The sequence below is a fragment of the Pseudomonas sp. NPDC088885 genome, from assembly GCF_044750025.1.
GTDB lineage: Bacteria > Pseudomonadota > Gammaproteobacteria > Pseudomonadales > Pseudomonadaceae > Aquipseudomonas > Aquipseudomonas rustica.
Genome location: NZ_JBIVJB010000001.1, coordinates 28809 through 49109 on the forward strand (window position 1 = coordinate 28809; position 20301 = coordinate 49109).

Genomic DNA, 20301 nt, shown 5'->3' on the forward strand with positions numbered 1-20301 from the left:
ATAGTTCGGGCCTCATTTTCTGCCCGGTAAAGGATCACTGCCATGACTCAATACTCCGCCTTCAGCGTCGAACTGGCCGACAACATCGCCCATGTGCAGATCAATCGCCCGGAAAAGATCAACTCGATGAACGCGGCGTTCTGGAGCGAGATCGTCGAGATCCTCCAGTGGATCGACGACACCGACGAAGTGCGCGTGGTGGTGCTCAGCGGCAACGGTAAACATTTCTCCTCGGGCATCGATTTGATGATGCTCGCCGGCGTCGCCAATGAACTGGGCAAGGACGTCGGCCGCAACGCGCGCCTGCTGCGCCGCAAAATCCTCACCCTGCAAGCCTCGTTCAACGCCGTCGACAACTGCCGCAAACCGGTGCTCGCGGCGATTCAGGGTTACTGCCTGGGCGGTGCGATCGACCTGATCGCTGCCTGCGACATGCGTTACGCCGCCGAAGACGCGCAATTCTCGATCAAGGAAATCGATATCGGCATGGCCGCCGATGTTGGCACTTTGCAACGGTTGCCACGGATCATCGGTGACGGCATGCTGCGTGAGCTGGCTTACACCGGTCGTACCTTCGGCGCTGACGAGGCGCGCAGCATTGGCCTGGTCAATCGCGTCTACAGCGACAAAGACACGTTGCTCGAAGGCGTGCTCGACATCGCTCGCGAAATCGCCTCGAAGTCGCCGATTGCGGTCACCGGCACCAAGGAAATGATCAGCTACATGCGCGACCATCGCATCGACGACGGCCTCGAATACGTTGCCACCTGGAATGCCGCCATGCTGCAATCCACCGATTTGCGCGTGGCCATGGCCGCCCATATGAGCAAACAGAAACCCGAATTCCTGGACTGAGAAACCATGACAGCTCGCTGGACCACTGCAGTACTCGACACCGATCAACCGGGCGGCTGGGCCGTCGCGCGCAGCCCGGAAGGCTTTCTGTTCGATGACAACGGCGCGCTGTTCCCCCGGGAATGGCTCAAGCGTCAGGACTTGTCAGTCCTCACCGAGCACGGCATTGGCCATCTCGACGGCGAGCCGGTGTATCTGTTGGAGTTGCGCAGCGCCAGCGAGGTGCCGGGGTGCATCTGGAAAGGTCTGCGGGCGTTCATGCTCGAGGGCGATCACACGATCTACAAAGTGCTGGGTTACGCCGCGCAGATTGGCACCTGGGCGCGCGAGCATCGTTTCTGCGGCAACTGCGGACAGGCGATGACGCAAGTGCCGCGCGAGCGGGCGATGTATTGCCAGCCGTGCGACCTGCGCAGTTATCCGCGTATTTCGCCGAGCATGATCGTGCTGATCACTCGCGGCGACGAGATTCTGCTGGCGCGCTCACCGCGTTTCGTCAGCGGGGTTTACAGCACGCTGGCCGGGTTTGCCGAGCCGGGCGAGTCTGCCGAGGAATGCCTGATTCGGGAAGTGCGCGAAGAAGTGCAGATCGAGGTGAAGAACATCGAGTATCTGGGCAGCCAGTGCTGGCCGTTCCCGCATTCGATGATGCTCGGCTTCCATGCCGAATACGCGGGGGGCGAGATTGTCTGTCAGGAAGACGAGATCGAAGACGCCCAGTGGTTCAACGTGCACGACCTGCCGCCGTTGCCGGCGTCCAAGTCGATTGCCCGTTACCTGATCGACGTCTACGTGGCGCGGCGCTTAGGCCACGCTGAACCAGTGCTGCCAGGCTAGGCGCACGGTCAAACCGAGCACCACGGTTATGAACACCGGGCGAATGAACTTGGCGCCACCGCTGATCGCGGTGCGCGCGCCAAAGAACGCGCCGACCATCACCGACAGGCCCATGCTCAGGCCGATGATCCAGTCCACCTGCCCGGAAAACACGAACACCGACAGCGCCGCAATGTTGCTGACGAAGTTCATGCTGCGCGCCACGCCGCTGGCCTTGACCAGATCGATGGGGTACAGCAGCAGGCTGCTCACCGTCCAGAATGCGCCGGTACCGGGGCCGGCGACACCGTCGTAGAAACCGAGGCTGAAGCCTTGGGTCGATTGCCATTTCTTTTTGATCGGTGCATCGCTGTCCAGTGGCGCTTTTGGCGTGCCGCCGAACAACAGATACAGGCCGCAGGCAAAGACGATGACCGGGAGCATTTTGTTCAGCCATTCAGCCGGCAGGTAATGGGCGACGACGGCACCGGTCAATGCGCCGACCAGTGTGCCGACAATGGCGTGTACCCATTGCCGTGGATGGAACAACTTGCGGCGGTAGAAGGTGAAACTCGCGGTCGCCGAGCCGAATGTTGAACTGAGTTTGTTGGTGCCCAGCACCAAGTGTGGCGGCAGGCCAGCGGTCAGCAGCGCGGGTGTGGTCAACAGACCGCCACCGCCGGCGATGGCGTCGATGAAACCGGCAACGAAAGCGACAAGGGCGAGAATTGCCAGGGTGGTGAGGTCAACGCTGAGTTCGAAAGGCATGGAATCGGCTTATTCGGCAGGGCGCAGAACGGGAGCTGCGGGGAGGGCGGTTATGTTACCTGTATCCAACTGTTGCGGCGACCCATCGGACGCCTTCGCGAGCAGGCTCGCTCCCACATTTTGAAATGCACTCCACCCTGTGGGAGCGAGCCTGCTCGCGAAGGCATTCTTCATGCCGGCCCCAAACCAACTGTTGGCCACACAACAACCCACCAACAAATCCCCTTCCACAAAACATCTGCACAACCGATAAACCCAACAAAACCGGGCATTTTCAGGCTGGCACACTTGCTGCTCTACCTCTCCCATCTCCCAAAACATCCCGAGGACACGCCAATGAGCCAGCAACCCGTCAAATTTGCCTACTGGGTGCCGAACGTCAGCGGTGGGCTGGTGGTCAGCAAGATCGAACAGCGCACCGATTGGGGCATCGACTACAACCGCAAACTCGCGCAGATCGCAGAAGCCGCCGGGTTTGAATACGCGCTGACGCAGATCCGCTTCACCGCCGGTTACGGCGCCGAGTTCCAGCATGAGTCGGTTGCGTTCAGTCATGCACTGCTGGCCGCGACGACCAAGCTCAAAGTCATCGCCGCGCTCCTGCCCGGCCCGTGGCAACCGGCGCTCGCGGCCAAGCAACTGGCGACCATCGATCAACTCACCAACGGCCGCATCGCGGTGAACATCGTCAGCGGCTGGTTCAAAGGCGAGTTTCAGGCGATTGGCGAGCACTGGCTGGAGCACGACGAGCGTTATCGCCGTTCCGAAGAATTCATTCGCTGCCTGCGCGGTGTATGGAGTCAGGACAACTTCACCTTTCGCGGCGACTTCTACCGTTTCGACCATTACAGCCTGAAACCGAAACCGCTGGGGCGGCCGGAAATTTTTCAGGGCGGCAGTTCCCGCGCCGCGCGAGACATGGCCGCGCGGGTGTCGGACTGGTATTTCACCAACGGCAACAGCGTCGAAGGGATCAAGGCGCAGGTTGACGATATTCGTGCCAAGTCAGCGGCGAATAATCATTCGGTGAAGATTGGCGTCAATGCGTTCGTGATTGCCCGCGACACCGAAGAAGAAGCGCGAGCGGTGTTGGCGCAGATCATCGATCAGGCCGATCCGCAAGCGGTGAACGCGTTTGGCGATGCGGCGAAACAGGCGGGCAGGGCGTCGCCGGAGGGTGAAGGCAACTGGGCGAAATCAACCTTTGAGGATCTGGTGCAGTACAACGATGGCTTCAAGACCAATTTGATTGGTACGCCGTTACAAATCGCCGAGCGGATTGTGGCGTTGAAAGCGGTAGGCGTGGATCTGGTGCTGGCGGGGTTTCTGCACTTTCAGGAAGAAGTGGAATATTTCGGTGAGCGGGTGTTGCCCCTAGTTCGGGAACTTGAGGCTGAAACACAATCCACTGTGGGAGCGGGCTTGCTCGCGAAGGCGGTGTGACAGTGACATAAGGGTTAGCTGATACGACGCCTTCGCGAGCAAGCCCGCTCCCACATTTGGAACGGTGTTGGCTACAAGCCCAGGTCGGACAGGCCTGGGTGATCATCCGGGCGGCGGCCCAGTGGCCAGTGGAATTTGCGTTCGCTCTCTTTGATCGGCAGGTCATTGATGCACGCATAGCGCTGGAACATCAGGCCTTGCTCATCAAACTCCCAGTTCTCGTTGCCGTAAGAACGGAACCAGTTGCCCGAATCGTCGTGCCATTCATAGGCGTAACGCACCGCGATGCGCGTGTCGGAGTAGGCCCAGAGTTCTTTGATCAAGCGGTAATCCAGCTCTTTCGCCCACTTGCGCGTCAGAAAGGCTTTGGCTTCTTCGCGGTTGTTGGCGAACTCGGCGCGGTTGCGCCATTTGGTGTCGAGGGTGTAGGCCAGCGAAACCTTTTCCGGATCGCGGGAATTCCAGCCATCTTCGGCCAGACGCACTTTCTCGATCGCCGACTCGCGGTTGAAGGGTGGCAATGGCGGACGTACTTGCGCTGCAGTAGACATATCAGACTCCCGATAGGGTTTGCGGTTTAACAACAAGTCCGGCTTATAAAGGCATTACAGATCCAACAACTTTCGCGCCATGTTTTGCGCGTTATCGGCGGCACCGTGATCGCCCATCACCCGCGCGACGGTAATGGCGCCGTCAATCAGGATCAGCAGCTGTCTGGCCAGTTGCTGCGGATCCGCGACGCCCTGTTCGTTACATAGCTCAACCACGTAGTCGAGGAGCTTCTGTTTGTGTTCCTTGGCGATCAGACGCACCGGATTCTGTGGATCGCCCGTCTCGCCGCTGGTGTTGATGAAGGCGCAACCACGGAAACCTTCCGAGGCGAACCACTCCTTGAGCACGGTAAACAGGTTGAGCAGGCGATCGGCCGGGGTTTCGGCTTGATCAACGGCGTTTCGGTACCAGTGCATCCAGCGAATGTCGCGGCGTTGCAGAGCGGCGGCGACCAGTTGGTCTTTGTCCGCAAAATAACGGTAGATGCTTTTTCTCGAGACGCCGGCGGTTTTCACCAGGAGATCCATGCTGGTGGCAGCGATGCCACTTTTGTAGATCAGTTTTTCGGTGACGTCGAGGATGATGTCGCGGGTTTCGGTATTGATTGGTTCGTTCATGTGGCCGACAGTAGAACGGGCGTTCTCCTTTTGCAATTGTTTTTTAAGATCAAAAGATCGCAGCCTTCGGCAGCTGCTACACGGGCCAATGTAGGAGCTGCCGAAGGCTGCGATCTTTTGATCTGTTTGAGGGCTCTAACAAGACCCGAAGGATGCGATGGTGTAAGCTCTCGGGTTCTTCGGATTCGACCCATTGCGAGCCCTATGCCGTTGCTTTTCAAACGTTCCTTGCTGCCTAAACTGCGCAGCTTCCCGCTGACCGCCGAGGCCGTGACCATTCTGTCCGGCGCCGCCGAGTTCCGTCGTTGCCTGCTGGAAAAAATCGCCACGGCGACCCAGCGCATCTACATCGTCGCGCTGTATCTGCAGCAAGACGAAGCCGGTCAGGAAATTCTCGATGCTCTCCACGCCGCCAAGCTCAAACGTCCTGAGCTGGAAATCGCCGTGGTCGTCGACTGGCTGCGCGCGCAGCGCGGGCTGATCGGTGCCGGCAAGCAGCCGGGCAATTCCGCGTGGTACCAGGAAATGACCCGCACGCACCAGAGCGAAGTGCCGGTGTACGGCGTGCCGGTGCAGACCCGCGAGTTGTTCGGGGTGCTGCATTTGAAGGGCTTCGTGATCGACGATTGCGTGGTCTACAGCGGTGCAAGCCTGAATAACGTTTACCTGCATAAGTTCGACAAGTACCGTTTCGACCGTTATCACGTGCTGCAAAGCCATGAACTGGCTGACTCTATGCATCATCTGGTCAAGCATGGCCTGATCGAATCCAAAGCCGTGCATCGCCTCGATCTGCCGAACCTGCCGACTACGCGCAGCCTGCGCAACGACATTGGCGATCTGCGCAGCCGCCTCAAATATGCAACGTACGACACGGCCACTGGCAGCACCGCCAGAGACGGTCTGTCGGTGACACCGTTGCTCGGCGTCGGCAAGAACAACCCGCTGAACCGGGCGATTCTCGAACTGATCGCCAGCGCGCAAAAACAGCTGACCATCTGCACGCCATACTTCAACTTGCCGCTGGGCGTGATCCGCGAGATCAACCGCGCATTGGCGCGGGGTGTGAAGATCGACATCGTGGTCGGCGACAAGACCGCCAACGACTTCTACATCCCGCCGAGCGAGCCGTTCAAGGTCATCGCCGCGCTGCCGTATCTGTACGAGATCAGCCTGCGCCGCTTTGCCAAGCGGCATCAGCGCAATATCGACAGCGGCCAGTTGAACCTGCACCTGTGGCGTGATGGCGATAACACCTATCACCTCAAGGGTATGTGGGTTGATCAGCGTTATACGTTGTTGACCGGCAACAACCTTAATCCACGGGCGTTCCGTCTGGATCTGGAAAACGCGCTGCTGATTGAAGACCCGAAAGGCGAGTGGCTGGAACCACGGGCGAAGGAGCTGGAAGAGATTTTCCGCCATACCACGCGGATAGACAGCTTTCAGAATCTTGAGACGTTGCCGGAGTATCCGGGCGCGGTGGCGAAGTTTCTCAAGCGCGTGAGTCGGGTGCGGATTGAGCGGTTGCTGTACCGGATTCTCTAATCGGAATTATGTATTGCGGCTGATGTAGCCTTCGCGAGCAAGCCCGCTCCCACAGTTGGAATGCATTCCCCTGTGGGAGCGGGCTTGCTCGCGAAGGGGCCCGCCCAGACGCTACAAAGTCTTAGTTCAGACCCAACTTCCCACGCAACGTGGACAGGTCTTCAGCCAACGTATTCACCGGCCCGACCAGCGCTTTACGATCGTTATCCTTCACCTTGTCATACGTCTCGAATCCACCGTCCTTGGTCTTGTACTTGGCCAGAATCTTGTCGACCGTGGCGAAGTTCTTGTCGACCTTCGCGACAAATGCCTTGTCCTGCTTCTCGATCTGCGGACGGAACAAATCGACAATTTTCTTCGCGCCGTCGATGTTGCCCTGGAAGTCATACAGGTCGGTGTGGCTGTAACGATCTTCTTCGCCGGAGATCTTGGTTGCAGCGACTTCTTCCAGCAGCGCAGCCGCGCCACCGACTACTTTCTCAGGCGGGAAGGTCAGGCCGGCGACGCGGGTTTGCAGGTCTTTGACGTCGCTGTTGAGCTTGTCTGCCAGCTCGTTCAGGCCCTGGGTGCTTTTCTCCGAGAACAGCGTGTACTCGATGCGGTGAAAACCGGTGAAGTCATCAGCCTTCACGCCTTTCTCGTGGTCGTCGACGCGGGAGTCGATGGACGCATCGAGGTCACTGAACAGCTCGGCAATCGGCTCGATCGACTCGTAGTAAACGCGGGTCGGCGCGTAGAGCTTTTGCGCGGTGGCCAGGTCGCCTTTCTTCACGGCGTCGGTGAACTGTTGGGTGTGGCTGCCCAGTTCATCGAGTTGCTCAGTGACGTAAATCTTGTAGTCAGACACCGGCCCGACCAGATCCAGCGGCGCTGTCGCGGCGAACGCCGACAGCGGGGTGTTGAGCAAACCAAGGGTCAGCAATAACGCGAGTGGCGTCTTCTTCATGGGGGCGGCTCCAGTGTTGAATGTTGTTTTTAGGCAGCGGTTTTGGGTTGTGTGGCGTTGAGCAGCGAGCGACCGATGAAATCCTTGTCGCCCGTAACACCCGGAAGGGTGAAGAAGTAACCGCCGCCGACCGGTTTGAGGTATTCCTCAAGCGGTTCGCCGTTAAGGCGGGTTTGCACGGTGATGAAGCCTTTTTCCAGATCGGCCTGGTAACAGATGAATAGCAGGCCCATGTCGAGCTGGCCGTTCTTGTTGACGCCATTCGAATAGTTGAACGGCCGACGCAGGATCAGGTTGGCCTGGCTCGCGGCGGTGCGCGGGTTGGCCAGGCGAATGTGCGCGTCGAGTTTGGTCAGCTTGCCTTCCGGGTCTTTGTGATAGTCCGGGACTTCAGTTTCGTGTTTGCCACCGATAGGCGCGCCGGAGGTTTTCACCCGGCCAAGGATGCTTTCCTGTTCCTGCAACGGCGTGCGATCCCAGCGCTCGACGAAGTTGCGGATGATCCGCACCGCTTGGTAACTGCCATGCGCAGCCCAGGCCGGTTCGTCGCTGCCCGGTTGCACCCAGACGATGTTGTCCATGGCTTTCGCATCGTTGGAATTCGGGTTGGCCGAGCCGTCGCGAAAACCAAGAAAGTTACGCGCCGATTGCGCCGGCACACCGGGTTTCGCCGGGGCTTGCGGCGGCACGCTGCCTTCCTGTTTCCAACGCACCAGCAGCAGGTCGGGCAGGTTTTTGACGATGTCGCGCAAGGCGTGAATGTTGGTGTCGGTGGTGTTCGAGCAGAACTGCAAACTCAGGTCGCCGTGGCAGCAGTCAGCTTCCAGCGCATCGTTGGGGAAACCGACCATGCGTTGCAGGCGCTTGGGTTTGGCGTCGGCCAGACCGAAGCGCTCGTCGAACAGCGATTCGCCGACGGAAACGGTGATGGTCAGGTTGTCCGGCGTTACGCTGGGGCCGAGGATGCCGGAGTCCGGTGGCGGCAATTTCGGATCGATTTGCTCAACCGGGCCGCCCTTCATCAGGAAGGCGATGCGCTCGTTGAGGGTGCGGAACAGTCGCTCAAGGTCTTCGCGATCACTGGCCAACACGTCGAACGAAACGAGCATGCCCGACGCCGGGCGCGGGGTGACGATGCCGGTTTGATGCACGCCGTGGAAATCGTGGCGGTCTTCGGTTTTGTCGCTGCTCGGTGCTTCGGTGACTTGCGCCGGCGCGGCAGCCATGGCCGGGCAGCTCAGGGCTGATCCGGCGAGGGCGACACCGGCGGCGCCCATGCCCATCAGGACACGGCGACGTTGCAGGTTGAGGGTTTCCAAATCTTTCATCGCGAATTCGTCTTCTGCTTACAGGCCGGAGAGGCCAAGGGCGGGATCAATGCCATCAAGCGCGTCGGCCAGAGCCTGGGCCTTGTCGGCGATCTGCTTGCGTTGTTCGCCGCTGACGGAGTCGTAGCTGGCGTAGCCGTCCTTGATCTTGTAGCTGTTGAGTTGTGTGTCGAAGTCCGCCAGTGCCTTGTCGATTTTCGGCAGCAGGTCAGCGGCTGACTTGCTCAGCATTGGCCGCAGCAGATCGACGACTTTGTGCGCGGTTTCAGCATTCGCAGCAAAACCGTTGAGATCGCTGTGGCTGTAGCGTTCCTCTTCACCGCTGGCGGCGCGCACGTCGGCCAAGGTGTTGAGGTTGCGCACGACGATGTTCACCAGTTGCTCCGGTGGCAGCGATTGTGCGAGCAGTTGCTGTTTGAGCGTGGTGACGTCGCTGAGCAGGCGTTGGCCAATCGGCGTCAGTTCATCGAGTTTGCGCTGCTGGAAAAGGCCGAATTCGAGGCGATGGAAGCCGACGAAGGCCGGATCCTGTTCGCGTTTTTCGAAATAATCGGCGCGGGCATTGATGCTGTTGTCCAGCTCGGCCAAACGCTGCGCCGCCGGGGCCAGACGCTGATAAGCGGCACGCGCCGGCAGGTACAACGCCTGAGCCTGACTCAAATCACCGCTTTCAATCGCTTGATTGAGCGCGGTCACGGCTTTGATCAGCGCGCTGCTCTGGCTGGCCAGATAAACGCGGAATTCCGACAACGGCCCGACGAAAGCCACCATCGACGGCTTGGCTTTGGCGGCCGCATCAGACGCGGCAGTTGGCGTGACGTGCAAGGTGCCGCGCGGGTTGCTCAGCAGGCCGCAGGTAATCGCGTAATCGCCGGGTTGCAGATTGGCGTTGATCACCTGGCTCAGGCCCGGCGCGATGTTTTCGCGTTCTTCAACAACCAGCACGCCGTCGAGGATTTCCCATTCCACCGCGCGGTCGGAGCGGTTGACGATACGGAAGCTGGCGCGGCCGGCCGGCACGGTCAGCGCATTCGGTTCGCAACTGCCCGGATGGATATTCACCACCACTTCATCGTGATTGTGCTGGCGCTTGGCCGCAGCCATTTTCGAGGCGTACCAGAACAGGCCACCGGCGGCGATCATGATGACCACCGAACCGGCCACCGCCCAGCGCAAGGCGCGGGGAGGGGAGGCCTGAGGAGTATTAGGCTTTGACATGGATGCCCTTATTGGCTGGAAACGGAAGACGATTGCGCGGTGGGTTTGGGCGCGGGAGCCGGAACCGGGTAAAAGAACATCACCAGCGCCACCAGCAGATAAAGCAGATAGGCACCGAGGGTGCTGACGGTCGGTGCATCCTGATAACCGAACATGCCGGCCAGCACCGAGCCCAACGGGCCATCCATCGGCAGCGTCGCGCTGAAGTCGAACAGCACGGTTTGCAGGTGATTCCACAGCCCGGCTTCATGCAGCGCCTGCACCGAGTTGGCGAGAATCCCGGCGGCAACCACCAGAATGAACAGGCCGGTCCACTTGAAAAACGCCGAAAGATTGAGGCGCATGCTGCCGCTGTAGATCAGGAAGCCAACGATGATCGCCAGGATCAGGCCGAGCAGGGCACCGATCGGCGCGCCCGGGCCTTCGCTCTGCTGGAACACCGCGAGCAGGAAGAACACCGTTTCCAGACCTTCGCGGGCCACGGCAAAGAAGACCATGGCGATCAGCGCAATGACCTGATGCTTCGAAGAAGTCAGCGCGTGATCGAGTGAGGCTTGCAGCGAATGTTTGATCGAGCGCGCGACTTTGCGCATCCAGAACACCATCGAACTGAGAATCCCCACGGCGACCAGCCCGACGATGCCTTCAAACAGTTCCTGCTGCTTTTGCGGGAATTCGGCGCTGACCAGCTCCAGACCGCCACCAACCAACAGGGCGAGGGCGGCGGCGAGGAAAACGCCGATCCACACGGCAGGCATCCACTGGCCACGGCCGGTTTGCTGGAGGTAACTGGCGATGATGCCAACGATCAGCGCGGCTTCAATGCCTTCGCGCAGCATGATCAGAAAGGGAACGAGCATTAGGTGTCCAAGGAATCATTCTGAGGGGTTACAAGTTGTAACATAATGACAACCATTCTCACATGACAATCATTGACACAAACCTGAACAGAAGCTGAACAACCTCAATTTTCGCCTCACACAGATCACTGTGGGAGCGGGCTTGCTCGCGAAAGCGGTGGATCAGTAAAAGAGATTTTGGCTGACCCACCGCTTTCGCGAGCAAGCCCGCTCCCACAGGGGATTCGTCTTGAATTCAGATCCTGCGGTAAGATGCCGGTCACTCAAAAACAACAAGGTCTACCGCGTTCCATGTCGGAAAAAGACACCATCGCCGTTCAACTGGTGCGTGAAGCGCTGCTGCAAAGTTGCGCCCCGGGTGTGCCCACGGAGGAGGTCTTGAACAAGGTCGGGATTGATCCGGCGCTGCTGCAAACCGACAACGGTCGGGTGCCGGCCTCGCAGTACGCCAAACTCTGGCGCTTGCTGGCCCGGCGCGGTGACGACGAATTTTTTGGCATGGATCCGCGCCGGCTCAAGTCCGGCAGTCTGGAGTTCCTCTGCCGCAGCGCCATGGCGCAACCCACGCTGGCAGCGGGTTTGAGTACGGGTTTGAGTTTTCTCTCGCTGATGCTGGAGCGCATGCCGGCGCAGTTGGTGCACCAGCAGAGCCTTGCCGAAATCGTTCTGCTTGAGGATGACCCCGAACCGCGTCGCGCCTTCACCTATTTCACCTATTGGATGATCGTCCACGGCGTCGCCTGTTGGCTGGCCGGGCGGCGGATTCCGATTCTGGCGATCGAATTGCGTTGCGCTGAGCCGGATTTCACCGATGACTATCGGGTGATGTTTTCCGAGAACCTGCGTTTCGATCGACCACGCACGCGGATGATCTTCTCGGCGGATTGCCTCGATCTGCCGATCAAGCGGTCTGCCGAAGAGTTGAAACGCTTTCTGGCCCATGCGCCGGCGAACATTCTGGTGAAGTATCGCGACCCGGAGAGCCTGGCGAGTCGGATCAAGCAGGATCTGCGAGAGTTGCCGGCCGAGCAGTGGCCGGAAACCGAGGCCCTGGCGCAGCAATTGTGCATGTCGGCCTCGACCTTGCGCCGGCGCTTGGCGGAGGAAGGGCAGACGTATCAGGGGCTCAAGGACAGCGTGCGCAAGGAGTTGGCGATTGTTTGGCTGGCGGAGCCTTCGATCAGTTTTGTCGAGATTGCGGCGCGGTTGGGGTTTGCCGATGCGAGTTCGTTTTATAAGGCGTTTCGGAAGTGGTCGGGGTCGAATCCGGGGCATTACCGGACGCTGATTTTGAATGAGGTTGTCTGACCCGGCCTCTTCGCGAGCAGGCTCGCTCCCACAGGGGAATGCATTTCAAATTGTGGGAGCGAGCCTGCTCGCGAAAGCGCCAGTCCATGATGATCGTTCCCACGCTCCGCGTGGGAATGCCTCTAGGGACGCTCCGCGTTCCGGTTCTGAAGTGGACGCAGAGCGTCCGCGGCCGCATTCCCACGCAGAGCGTGGGAGCGATCGGTGTAGCAAGGCATGGCCAAACCAGTCAGCCACTTTGATGGCTTTGACCATTGCCCCATCCCCCGCACAGCGCGACTATCCCTCTGTTGTTTACGGTTCCCAGCCTAATAAAAACACAGAGGGATTCTGGCAATGCGCGATTACTTGTCTGCCACCGAACAGTTCAACTATCAGCACACCGTGGAAGCCGCGCTCAGCGGTACGCTGGAGGCGCTCAACGCCTGCGTCGAATGCTGCGACCGCCACGCCTTGCCCGGGCGCATTGCGCTGTTCTGGGAAGGTCGCGACGGCGCCAGTGCGACGTACACCTTCAGCGACCTGCAGGACAAAGCCGCGCGTTTCGCCAATTTCCTTCTCGCTCAGGGCGTGCAGAAAGGTGACAAGGTCGCCGGCCTGCTGCCGCGCAACATCGAATTGCTCATCACCGTGCTCGCCACCTGGCGCATCGGCGCGGTCTATCAACCGCTGTTCACCGCGTTCGGCCCGAAAGCCCTCGAACATCGCCTGAACAGCTCCGGGGCCAAAGTCGTGGTCACCGATGCGGTCAACCGTCCGAAACTCGCTGAAGTCGCCGATTGCCCAACCCTAGTCACCGTCGGCGGCGCCAAAGGCCAAGGCATCGTCCGTGGCGATTTCAGTTTCTGGGCCGAGCTGGCCAACTATTCCAACCTCTGCGAGCCAGTGCTGCTGACCGGCGAAGACCCGTTTCTGCTGATGTTCACTTCGGGCACCACTGGCCCGTCGAAAGCGCTGTCGGTGCCAGTCAAAGCCATCGTCGCGTTCCAGAGCTACACCCGCGATGCCGTCGATCTGCGCCCGGAAGATGCATTCTGGAACGTTGCCGATCCGGGCTGGGCCTACGGCATTTATTTCGGCGTCACCGGCCCATTGTCGATGGGCCACCCGATCACCTTTTACGATGGCCCCTTCACCCTCGAAAGCACCTGCCGGGTGATCAATAAATACAGCATCACCAACCTCACCGGTTCGCCGACGGCCTATCGTCTGCTGATTGCTGGCGGTGACGAGTTCGCCAAGTCGATCAAAGGCAAATTGCGCATCGTCAGCAGCGCCGGCGAGCCGCTGAACCCGGAGGTGATCCGCTGGTTCGCCGACAACCTCGGCGTGGTTATTCACGATCACTACGGCCAGACCGAATTGGGCATGGTGCTGTGCAACCACCACGGCCTCGACCACGCGGTACACATCGGCGCCGCCGGTTTCGCCTCGCCGGGCCATCGCATCGTCGTACTCGATGATCAGTACAACGAACTCGGTGTCGGCCAGCCCGGCATCCTCGCCATCGACCGCGCGCAATCGCCGATGTGCTGGTTCGGCGGCTACGAAGGCGCGCCGACCAAGGCCTTCGTCGGCGATTACTACTTGAGCGGCGACACCGTGGAATGGAACCCGGATGGCAGCATCAGTTTCGTCGGCCGCAGCGATGACGTGATTACCACCTCCGGCTACCGCGTCGGCCCGTTCGACGTCGAAAGCGCACTGATCGAACATCCTGCAGTGGTCGAAGCGGCGGTCGTCGGCAAACCGGATCCGGAGCGCACCGAGCTGGTCAAAGCCTTTGTCGTGCTGAGTGCGCAATACCGCGCCGCGCCGGAGCTGGCCGAAGAACTGCGGCAACACGTGCGCAAGCGTCTGGCGGCGCATTCGTACCCGCGTGAAATCGAATTCGTCAGCGAATTGCCGAAAACCCCAAGCGGCAAATTGCAGCGCTTTATCTTGCGCAACCAGGAAATCGCCAAGGCTCAAGAGGCCGCGGCGCATAACGTTTCAGCTTGAATCAGGAAAGACAGTCATGCAGATCGAGAACAAGGTTTTTATTGTCACCGGCGGCGCATCCGGCCTCGGTGCGGCCACCGCTGAATTGCTGGTGAATGCCGGCGCCAAAGTGATGCTGGTGGACATGAACGCCGAAGCGGTGGCCGCACAGGCTCAGCGTCTCGGTGCGCAAAGTGTGGTGGCCGACATCAGCAACGAGGCCGCCGCCGAAGCTGCTGTGCAAGCGACCGTTGCTGCATTTGGCAGCCTCAATGGTCTGGTCAACTGCGCCGGTATCGTGCGAGGCGAGAAGATCCTCGGCAAGAACGGCCCGCATGCGTTGAGCAGCTTCGCCCAGGTGATCAACGTCAACTTGATCGGTAGCTTCAACATGCTGCGTCTGGCCGCTGCGGCGATTGCCGAATCCGAAGCCAATGCCGACGGCGAACGCGGCGTGATCATCAACACTGCCTCGGTCGCAGCGTTCGACGGCCAGATCGGTCAGGCAGCTTACGCCGCATCCAAAGGTGCGATCGCCAGCCTGACTCTGCCCGCCGCCCGTGAACTGGCGCGTTTCGGCATCCGCGTGATGACCATCGCCCCGGGCATTTTCGAAACCCCGATGATGGCCGGCATGACCCCGGAAGTCCGCGACTCGCTGGCCGCCGGCGTACCGTTCCCGCCGCGTCTGGGCAAGCCTGCCGAATACGCTGCACTGGTTCGGCATATCATCGAAAACAGCATGCTCAACGGCGAGGTGATCCGTCTCGACGGCGCCTTGCGCATGGCCGCCAAGTAAGGAGGATTTGTCATGACTATTTCCAACGATCCGATTGTTATCGTCAGCGCTGTGCGCACGCCAATGGGCGGTTTTCAGGGCGAACTGAAAAGTCTCACCGCGCCGCAACTTGGCGCTGCGGCGATCAAGGCTGCGGTTGAACGCGCCGGTGTTGCCAGTGATTCGGTTGATGAAGTGCTGTTCGGTTGCGTGTTGCCCGCAGGTCTCGGCCAAGCGCCGGCACGTCAGGCTGCTCTGGGCGCGGGGCTGGATAAATCGACCCGCTGCACCACCGTCAACAAGATGTGCGGTTCGGGCATGGAAACCACCATTCTTGCGCACGACATGCTGGTCGCCGGCAGTGCCGATGTGGTGATTGCGGGTGGCATGGAGAGCATGTCCAACTCGCCGTATCTGCTGGATCGCGCTCGCGCCGGCTACCGCATGGGCCATGGTCGCGTGCTCGACTCGATGTTCCTTGATGGCCTCGAAGACGCTTACGACAAGGGCCGCTTGATGGGCACCTTCGCCGAGGATTGCGCCGAGACCAATAACTTCAGTCGCGAGGCGCAGGACGCTTTTGCCATCGCCTCGACCACTCGCGCGCAACAGGCGATTCAGGACGGCAGCTTCAAGGACGAAATCGTCCCTCTGACAGTGACCGTCGGCAAAGAACAGGTGCTGATCAGCAACGACGAACAGCCACCGAAAGCCAAACTGGACAAGATCGCCTCGCTGAAACCGGCGTTCCGTGAAGGCGGCACGGTGACGGCGGCGAACTCCAGCTCGATTTCTGATGGCGCGGCGGCGTTGGTGCTGATGCGTCAATCGCAAGCGCAGAAGCTGGGGTTGAAACCGCTGGCGGTGATTCATGGTCATGCTGCATTCGCTGACACCCCCGGTCTGTTCCCGGTGGCGCCGATCGGGGCGATCAAGAAGCTGATCAAGAAAACCGGTTGGTCGCTGGGTGATGTCGATTTGTTCGAAGTGAACGAAGCGTTTGCTGTGGTTGGCATGGCGGCGATGACGCATCTGGAAATCCCGCATGACAAGTTGAACGTGCATGGCGGTGCGTGTGCGCTGGGCCATCCGATCGGTGCTTCCGGTGCGCGGATTCTGGTGACGTTGCTGTCGGCCCTGCGCCAGCGACACCTCAAACGCGGTATCGCCGCGATCTGCATCGGCGGCGGCGAAGCCACGGCCATGGCCGTGGAATGCCTCTACTAAAACACCCACATCGCCAACTGTGGGAGCGGGCTTGCTCGCGAAGGCGTCGTATCAGACAACATTTACGGTACTGACCCACCGCTTTCGCGAGCAAGCCCGCTCCCACAGGGGGCAGGCGGTGTTACTTGAATTAAGGATTCACCATGATTCCCAACGAAGACCAGACCCAGATCCGCGACATGGCCCGGCAGTTCGCCGAGGAACGCCTCAAGCCGTTCGCCGCCGAGTGGGATCGCGAGCACCGTTTCCCCAAGGAAGCCATCGGCGAAATGGCCGAGCTGGGCTTCTTCGGCATGCTCGTGCCGGAGCAGTGGGGCGGTTGCGACACCGGCTACCTGGCGTACGCCATGGCTCTGGAAGAAATCGCTGCCGGTGACGGCGCCTGCTCGACGATCATGAGCGTGCACAACTCAGTCGGCTGCGTGCCGATCCTCAAGTTCGGCAACGACGATCAGCGCGAGCGTTTTCTCAAACCGCTGGCCAGCGGCGCCATACTCGGTGCCTTCGCGCTGACCGAACCGCAGGCCGGTTCCGACGCCAGCAGCCTGAAAACCCGCGCGCGTCTGGACGGCGATCACTACGTGCTGAACGGCTGCAAACAGTTCATCACGTCCGGGCAGAACGCCGGGATCGTCATCGTCTTTGCCGTGACCGATCCGAGCGCCGGCAAGCGCGGCATCAGCGCGTTTATCGTGCCGACCGATTCGCCGGGCTACAAAGTCGCGCGGGTCGAAGACAAGCTCGGCCAGCACGCCTCCGACACCTGCCAGATTCTCTTCGAAGACGTGAAAGTGCCGGTGGCCAACCGTTTGGGCGAGGAGGGCGAGGGCTACAAAATCGCTCTGGCCAACCTTGAAGGTGGCCGCGTCGGCATCGCTTCGCAATCGGTGGGCATGGCGCGTGCGGCGTTCGAAGCAGCGCGCGATTACGCCCGTGAGCGTGACACCTTCGGCAAGCCGATCATCGAGCATCAAGCCGTCGCATTCCGCCTCGCTGACATGGCCACGCAAATTGCCGTCGCCCGGCAGATGGTGCATTACGCGGCGGCCCTGCGTGACAGCGGCCAGCCGGCACTGGTCGAGGCGTCGATGGCCAAACTGTTCGCTTCGGAGATGGCCGAGAATGTCTGCTCGATGGCATTGCAAACCCTCGGCGGTTACGGTTATCTCAACGATTTCCCGCTGGAACGCATATACCGCGACGTGCGCGTCTGCCAGATCTACGAAGGCACCAGCGACATTCAGCGCATGGTGATCTCCCGTAATCTATAAACCCCACCCCGTGTGTAGGAGCTGACGAGTGCAACGAGGCTGCGATCTTTTGATCTTGAAAGCCAAAGTCAAAAGATCGCAGCCTGCGGCAGCTCCTACACAGGGAATGAATTGAGGAGTTATGTAATGAGCTACGAAACGATTCTGCTGGAAAACCACGGCCGCGTTGGCCTGATCACCCTCAACCGTCCGCAGGCGCTGAACGCCCTGAACGCGCAACTGGTCAGCGAAGTGAACCAGGCGCTGGATACGCTGGAAGCGGACGCGAACATCGGTTGCATCGTCATCACCGGTTCGAAAAAAGCTTTCGCCGCCGGTGCCGACATCAAGGAAATGGCTGAGCTGACCTACCCGCAGATCTACATGGACGACCTGTTCAGCGACAGCGATCGCGTGGCCAACCGCCGCAAGCCGATCATCGCTGCGGTGAATGGTTTTGCCCTCGGCGGTGGCTGTGAACTGGCGCTGATGTGCGACTTCATTCTGGCCGGCGACAACGCCAGGTTCGGTCAACCGGAAATCAACCTCGGCGTGCTGCCGGGCATGGGCGGCACCCAGCGTTTGACCCGCGCCGTGGGCAAAGCCAAGGCCATGGAAATGTGCCTGAGCGGGCGCTTGATTGACGCGGTGGAAGCGGAGCGTTGCGGGATTGTCGCGCGGATTGTGCCGAGTGATGAGCTGCTGGATGAAGCGCTGAAAGTCGCTGCGGTGATTGCGAGCAAGTCGTTGCCGATTGCGATGATGGTCAAGGAGAGTGTGAATCGTGCGTTTGAAGTGAACCTGACGGAAGGCGTGCGGTTTGAGCGTCGGGTGTTCCATGCGGCGTTTGCGACGCAGGATCAGAAAGAAGGGATGGCGGCGTTTGTGGCCAAGCGTGCGCCGGAGTTCAAGGGCAAGTGATTTGAATCGAGCTCAAAAGCCCCTCACCCTAACCCTCTCCCGGAGGGAGAGGGACTGAATGGGGGATGCCTGGGAGGTACGGCGACCTGCGCGAGGTTTGCTGAATCCATAATCGAGCTCTATCTCCCTCCGGGACAGAGCTGAGGGAAAGGCAAACGCAGGGCACACTATTGGCGGACTCGAGGGTGGCGGTCTAGGCTGAACTTTCAGGCGTGCGGGTCATGGCGGAATATGCCTGAACCGCCGTTGTGAAAATCTTCCGGGAGCGAAGGTCCGAGCGGGCCAGGAGTGGGATCCATGAAAGCCGGAACACCTGTTTTGTGCTTGTTCTTCAGCCTGATCCTCAGCCCCGTGGTGCACGCCGACGATCCGCCGGCAACCGACGACAGCCCGCCGGTCAACCCGCAGGTGGTCGACAAGCTCATCGACATGGGCAATTACCTGCGCAGCCTGCCGAAGTTTCAGGTCGATGCCGATGTGTCGCGGGACACCGTTCTGGAGTCCGGGCAGAAAATAAAAACCGAGTCGTCCAATACCCTGAAGGTCGTCGGCCATGACCGTATGTACGCCAAAACCGAAGGCGACGTGCGCACTCGCGAGTTTTTCTACAACGGCAAAAAACTCACTCAGTATTCGCCGTACCTCAAGTACTACACCACCGTCGATGCGCCGCCGAAGGTCGCCGAGGCGCTGCACATGATCGAGGATCACTACGGCGTGCAAGTGCCGATGGAAGATCTGTTTTTGTTCGGCAGCGACCAGTCGCAGATTGATGCGCTGAAAGCGGCGTTGTACGTCGGCCCGTCGACGATTAAGGGGCAACTGTGCGATCACCTGGCGTTTCGGCAGGAGGGCATTGACTGGCAACTGTGGATCACCCGCTCCGACAAGCCGTTGCCGTGCAAACTGGTGATTACCACCACCGACGACAAAAGCTCACCTGAATACAGCGCCGTGTACCGCTGGAATCTCAAGCCGACGATCGCGGATTCGATCTTCACCTTCAAACCAGCCAAGGGCGACGTGGCGATCGCGATGAAGAAAGCCAGCGATCAGGGAGGGCAGTGACATGATCAAGTCAATGTCGTGGAGTTTGTGCATCTCACTGGCGACCGCTGCGTTGCTGACTGCCGGCCTGATCGCTGAAGCGGACGCCAGACCCATGCGCGCCCAAGGGCATGCGCGAGCATCGGTCAACCGCGCACCTGCGCCGAATGTACATCGCGCGCAACGGATCAACCCGCCGCAGCGGGCGAATGTGAACGCCGGCAATCGGGCGCACGCGGGTAATCGGGTCAACTCGGGCAACCGGGTCAATGCCGGTAACAATGTCGGCAATCGCAATTACGTCAACAACAGCACACGCAATGTGAACGTCAATAACCACCGTGACGTCGACATCGACGTGGATGGCCACGGTCGCTACGGCTACGACGACCATTACCACCCGATAGCAACCGCCGCAGCGGTGACGGCCACCGTCGCGGTGACGGCAGCGGTAGTCGGTTCCATTTTTACCCCCGCGCAAATGCCCAGCAGTTGTACGCAGGTCATCCGTTACAACGTCGCCTACATGCAATGCGGCTCAACCTGGTATCAACCGCAGTATCAGGGCAGCGACGTGACCTACGTGGTGGTCAACGCGCCATAACCCATGCAAGAGCAAAGCGTGCCCGCAAAAAAACCGCCGTCCCGATCAAACGGAACGACGGTTTTTTAGCAGAAGCCCCTTCAACCCCCGTAGGAGCTGCCGAAGGCTGCGATCTTTTGATTTTAGAAAGCAAAGATCAAAAGATCGCAGCCTTCGGCAGCTCCTACAGACATCAAAAACGTCTACTACTCGATGCAAATTGGGCAGGCCATGACGGCCTCTTCGCGAGCAAGCC

At 60.1% G+C, this 20301-nt stretch carries 19 protein-coding genes; 12 read left to right on the top strand and 7 right to left on the bottom strand.

Annotation, left to right across the window (positions count from 1 at the left end):
- Positions 1-42: 42 nt before the first annotated feature.
- Both ACIP1X_RS00125 and nudC read left to right on the top strand, forming a co-directional pair.
- Positions 43-855 carry a crotonase/enoyl-CoA hydratase family protein gene (locus ACIP1X_RS00125; protein ID WP_400748092.1) on the top strand — a complete coding sequence of 271 codons (813 nt, stop codon included), beginning with the start codon at positions 43-45 and terminating at the stop codon, positions 853-855.
- 6 nt (positions 856-861) lie between these two features.
- On the top strand, positions 862-1692 hold the full coding sequence (gene nudC / locus ACIP1X_RS00130) for an NAD(+) diphosphatase (protein ID WP_400644992.1): 831 nt from the start codon (positions 862-864) through the stop codon (positions 1690-1692).
- Here the strand turns inward: nudC and ACIP1X_RS00135 are convergent.
- Entirely contained in the window at positions 1660-2439 is a 780-nt protein-coding gene (locus tag ACIP1X_RS00135) for a TSUP family transporter (RefSeq protein ID WP_053120291.1), read from the bottom strand. The genes nudC and ACIP1X_RS00135 overlap by 33 nt on opposite strands.
- 336 nt (positions 2440-2775) lie before the next feature.
- Between ACIP1X_RS00135 and sfnG the strand changes: the two genes are divergently transcribed.
- On the top strand, positions 2776-3882 hold the full coding sequence (gene sfnG / locus ACIP1X_RS00140) for a dimethylsulfone monooxygenase SfnG (RefSeq protein WP_400748095.1): 1107 nt from the start codon (positions 2776-2778) through the stop codon (positions 3880-3882).
- A gap of 71 nt (positions 3883-3953) precedes the next feature.
- Here sfnG and ACIP1X_RS00145 read toward each other — a convergent pair whose 3' ends face one another.
- Both ACIP1X_RS00145 and ACIP1X_RS00150 read right to left on the bottom strand, forming a co-directional pair.
- On the bottom strand, positions 3954-4433 hold the full coding sequence (locus tag ACIP1X_RS00145) for a DUF1348 family protein (protein WP_400748098.1): 480 nt from the start codon (positions 4431-4433) through the stop codon (positions 3954-3956).
- A 54-nt stretch (positions 4434-4487) separates the two neighbouring features.
- Positions 4488-5051: a TetR/AcrR family transcriptional regulator gene (locus ACIP1X_RS00150; protein WP_400748101.1), complete on the bottom strand. Its 564-nt coding sequence runs from the start codon at positions 5049-5051 to the stop codon at positions 4488-4490.
- Between the two features lie 204 nt (positions 5052-5255).
- On the opposite strand from ACIP1X_RS00150, the gene pssA reads away from it, so the two are divergent.
- A complete protein-coding gene (gene pssA, locus ACIP1X_RS00155) occupies positions 5256-6599 on the top strand; it encodes a CDP-diacylglycerol--serine O-phosphatidyltransferase (RefSeq protein ID WP_400748104.1) in 1344 nt (447 codons plus the stop codon).
- Positions 6600-6720: 121 nt separating this feature from the next.
- On the opposite strand, the gene efeO (ACIP1X_RS00160) is transcribed toward pssA, so the two are convergent.
- From efeO (ACIP1X_RS00160) to efeU, 4 genes are read right to left on the bottom strand one after another with little or no spacing between them, the layout of a single operon-like run.
- On the bottom strand, positions 6721-7545 hold the full coding sequence (gene efeO / locus ACIP1X_RS00160; protein WP_277757771.1) for an iron uptake system protein EfeO: 825 nt from the start codon (positions 7543-7545) through the stop codon (positions 6721-6723).
- A gap of 29 nt (positions 7546-7574) precedes the next feature.
- Positions 7575-8873: an iron uptake transporter deferrochelatase/peroxidase subunit gene (gene efeB, locus ACIP1X_RS00165; RefSeq protein WP_400748107.1), complete on the bottom strand. Its 1299-nt coding sequence runs from the start codon at positions 8871-8873 to the stop codon at positions 7575-7577.
- Between the two features lie 18 nt (positions 8874-8891).
- Positions 8892-10091 carry an iron uptake system protein EfeO gene (gene efeO / locus ACIP1X_RS00170; RefSeq protein ID WP_400748110.1) on the bottom strand — a complete coding sequence of 400 codons (1200 nt, stop codon included), beginning with the start codon at positions 10089-10091 and terminating at the stop codon, positions 8892-8894.
- Positions 10092-10099: 8 nt separating this feature from the next.
- Entirely contained in the window at positions 10100-10951 is an 852-nt protein-coding gene (gene efeU, locus ACIP1X_RS00175) for an iron uptake transporter permease EfeU (protein ID WP_400748113.1), read from the bottom strand.
- A gap of 291 nt (positions 10952-11242) precedes the next feature.
- Here efeU and ACIP1X_RS00180 point away from each other — a divergent pair, with 291 nt between their 5' ends.
- The 8 genes from ACIP1X_RS00180 (at position 11243) to ACIP1X_RS00215 (ending at position 20066) form a co-directional block, all read left to right on the top strand.
- Positions 11243-12259: an AraC family transcriptional regulator gene (locus tag ACIP1X_RS00180; protein ID WP_400748116.1), complete on the top strand. Its 1017-nt coding sequence runs from the start codon at positions 11243-11245 to the stop codon at positions 12257-12259.
- Positions 12260-12595: 336 nt separating this feature from the next.
- Positions 12596-14260: an AMP-binding protein gene (locus ACIP1X_RS00185; protein WP_400748118.1), complete on the top strand. Its 1665-nt coding sequence runs from the start codon at positions 12596-12598 to the stop codon at positions 14258-14260.
- Positions 14261-14276: 16 nt separating this feature from the next.
- Positions 14277-15038, top strand: a complete 762-nt coding sequence (locus tag ACIP1X_RS00190; protein WP_053120266.1) for an SDR family NAD(P)-dependent oxidoreductase — start codon at positions 14277-14279, stop codon at positions 15036-15038.
- Between the two features lie 12 nt (positions 15039-15050).
- Complete coding sequence (locus tag ACIP1X_RS00195) at positions 15051-16244, top strand: acetyl-CoA C-acyltransferase (protein ID WP_400748121.1); 1194 nt, start codon at positions 15051-15053, stop codon at positions 16242-16244.
- 143 nt (positions 16245-16387) lie between these two features.
- Positions 16388-17515, top strand: a complete 1128-nt coding sequence (locus tag ACIP1X_RS00200) for an acyl-CoA dehydrogenase (RefSeq protein ID WP_400748124.1) — start codon at positions 16388-16390, stop codon at positions 17513-17515.
- 126 nt (positions 17516-17641) lie between these two features.
- Positions 17642-18415 (top strand): enoyl-CoA hydratase, encoded by a 774-nt coding sequence (locus ACIP1X_RS00205; protein ID WP_400748126.1) that lies wholly within the window; start codon positions 17642-17644, stop codon positions 18413-18415.
- A 297-nt stretch (positions 18416-18712) separates the two neighbouring features.
- Positions 18713-19483: a DUF2092 domain-containing protein gene (locus tag ACIP1X_RS00210; protein ID WP_400748129.1), complete on the top strand. Its 771-nt coding sequence runs from the start codon at positions 18713-18715 to the stop codon at positions 19481-19483.
- A 1-nt stretch (position 19484) separates the two neighbouring features.
- Positions 19485-20066 (top strand): hypothetical protein, encoded by a 582-nt coding sequence (locus ACIP1X_RS00215; RefSeq protein ID WP_400748132.1) that lies wholly within the window; start codon positions 19485-19487, stop codon positions 20064-20066.
- Positions 20067-20301 lie beyond the last annotated feature (235 nt).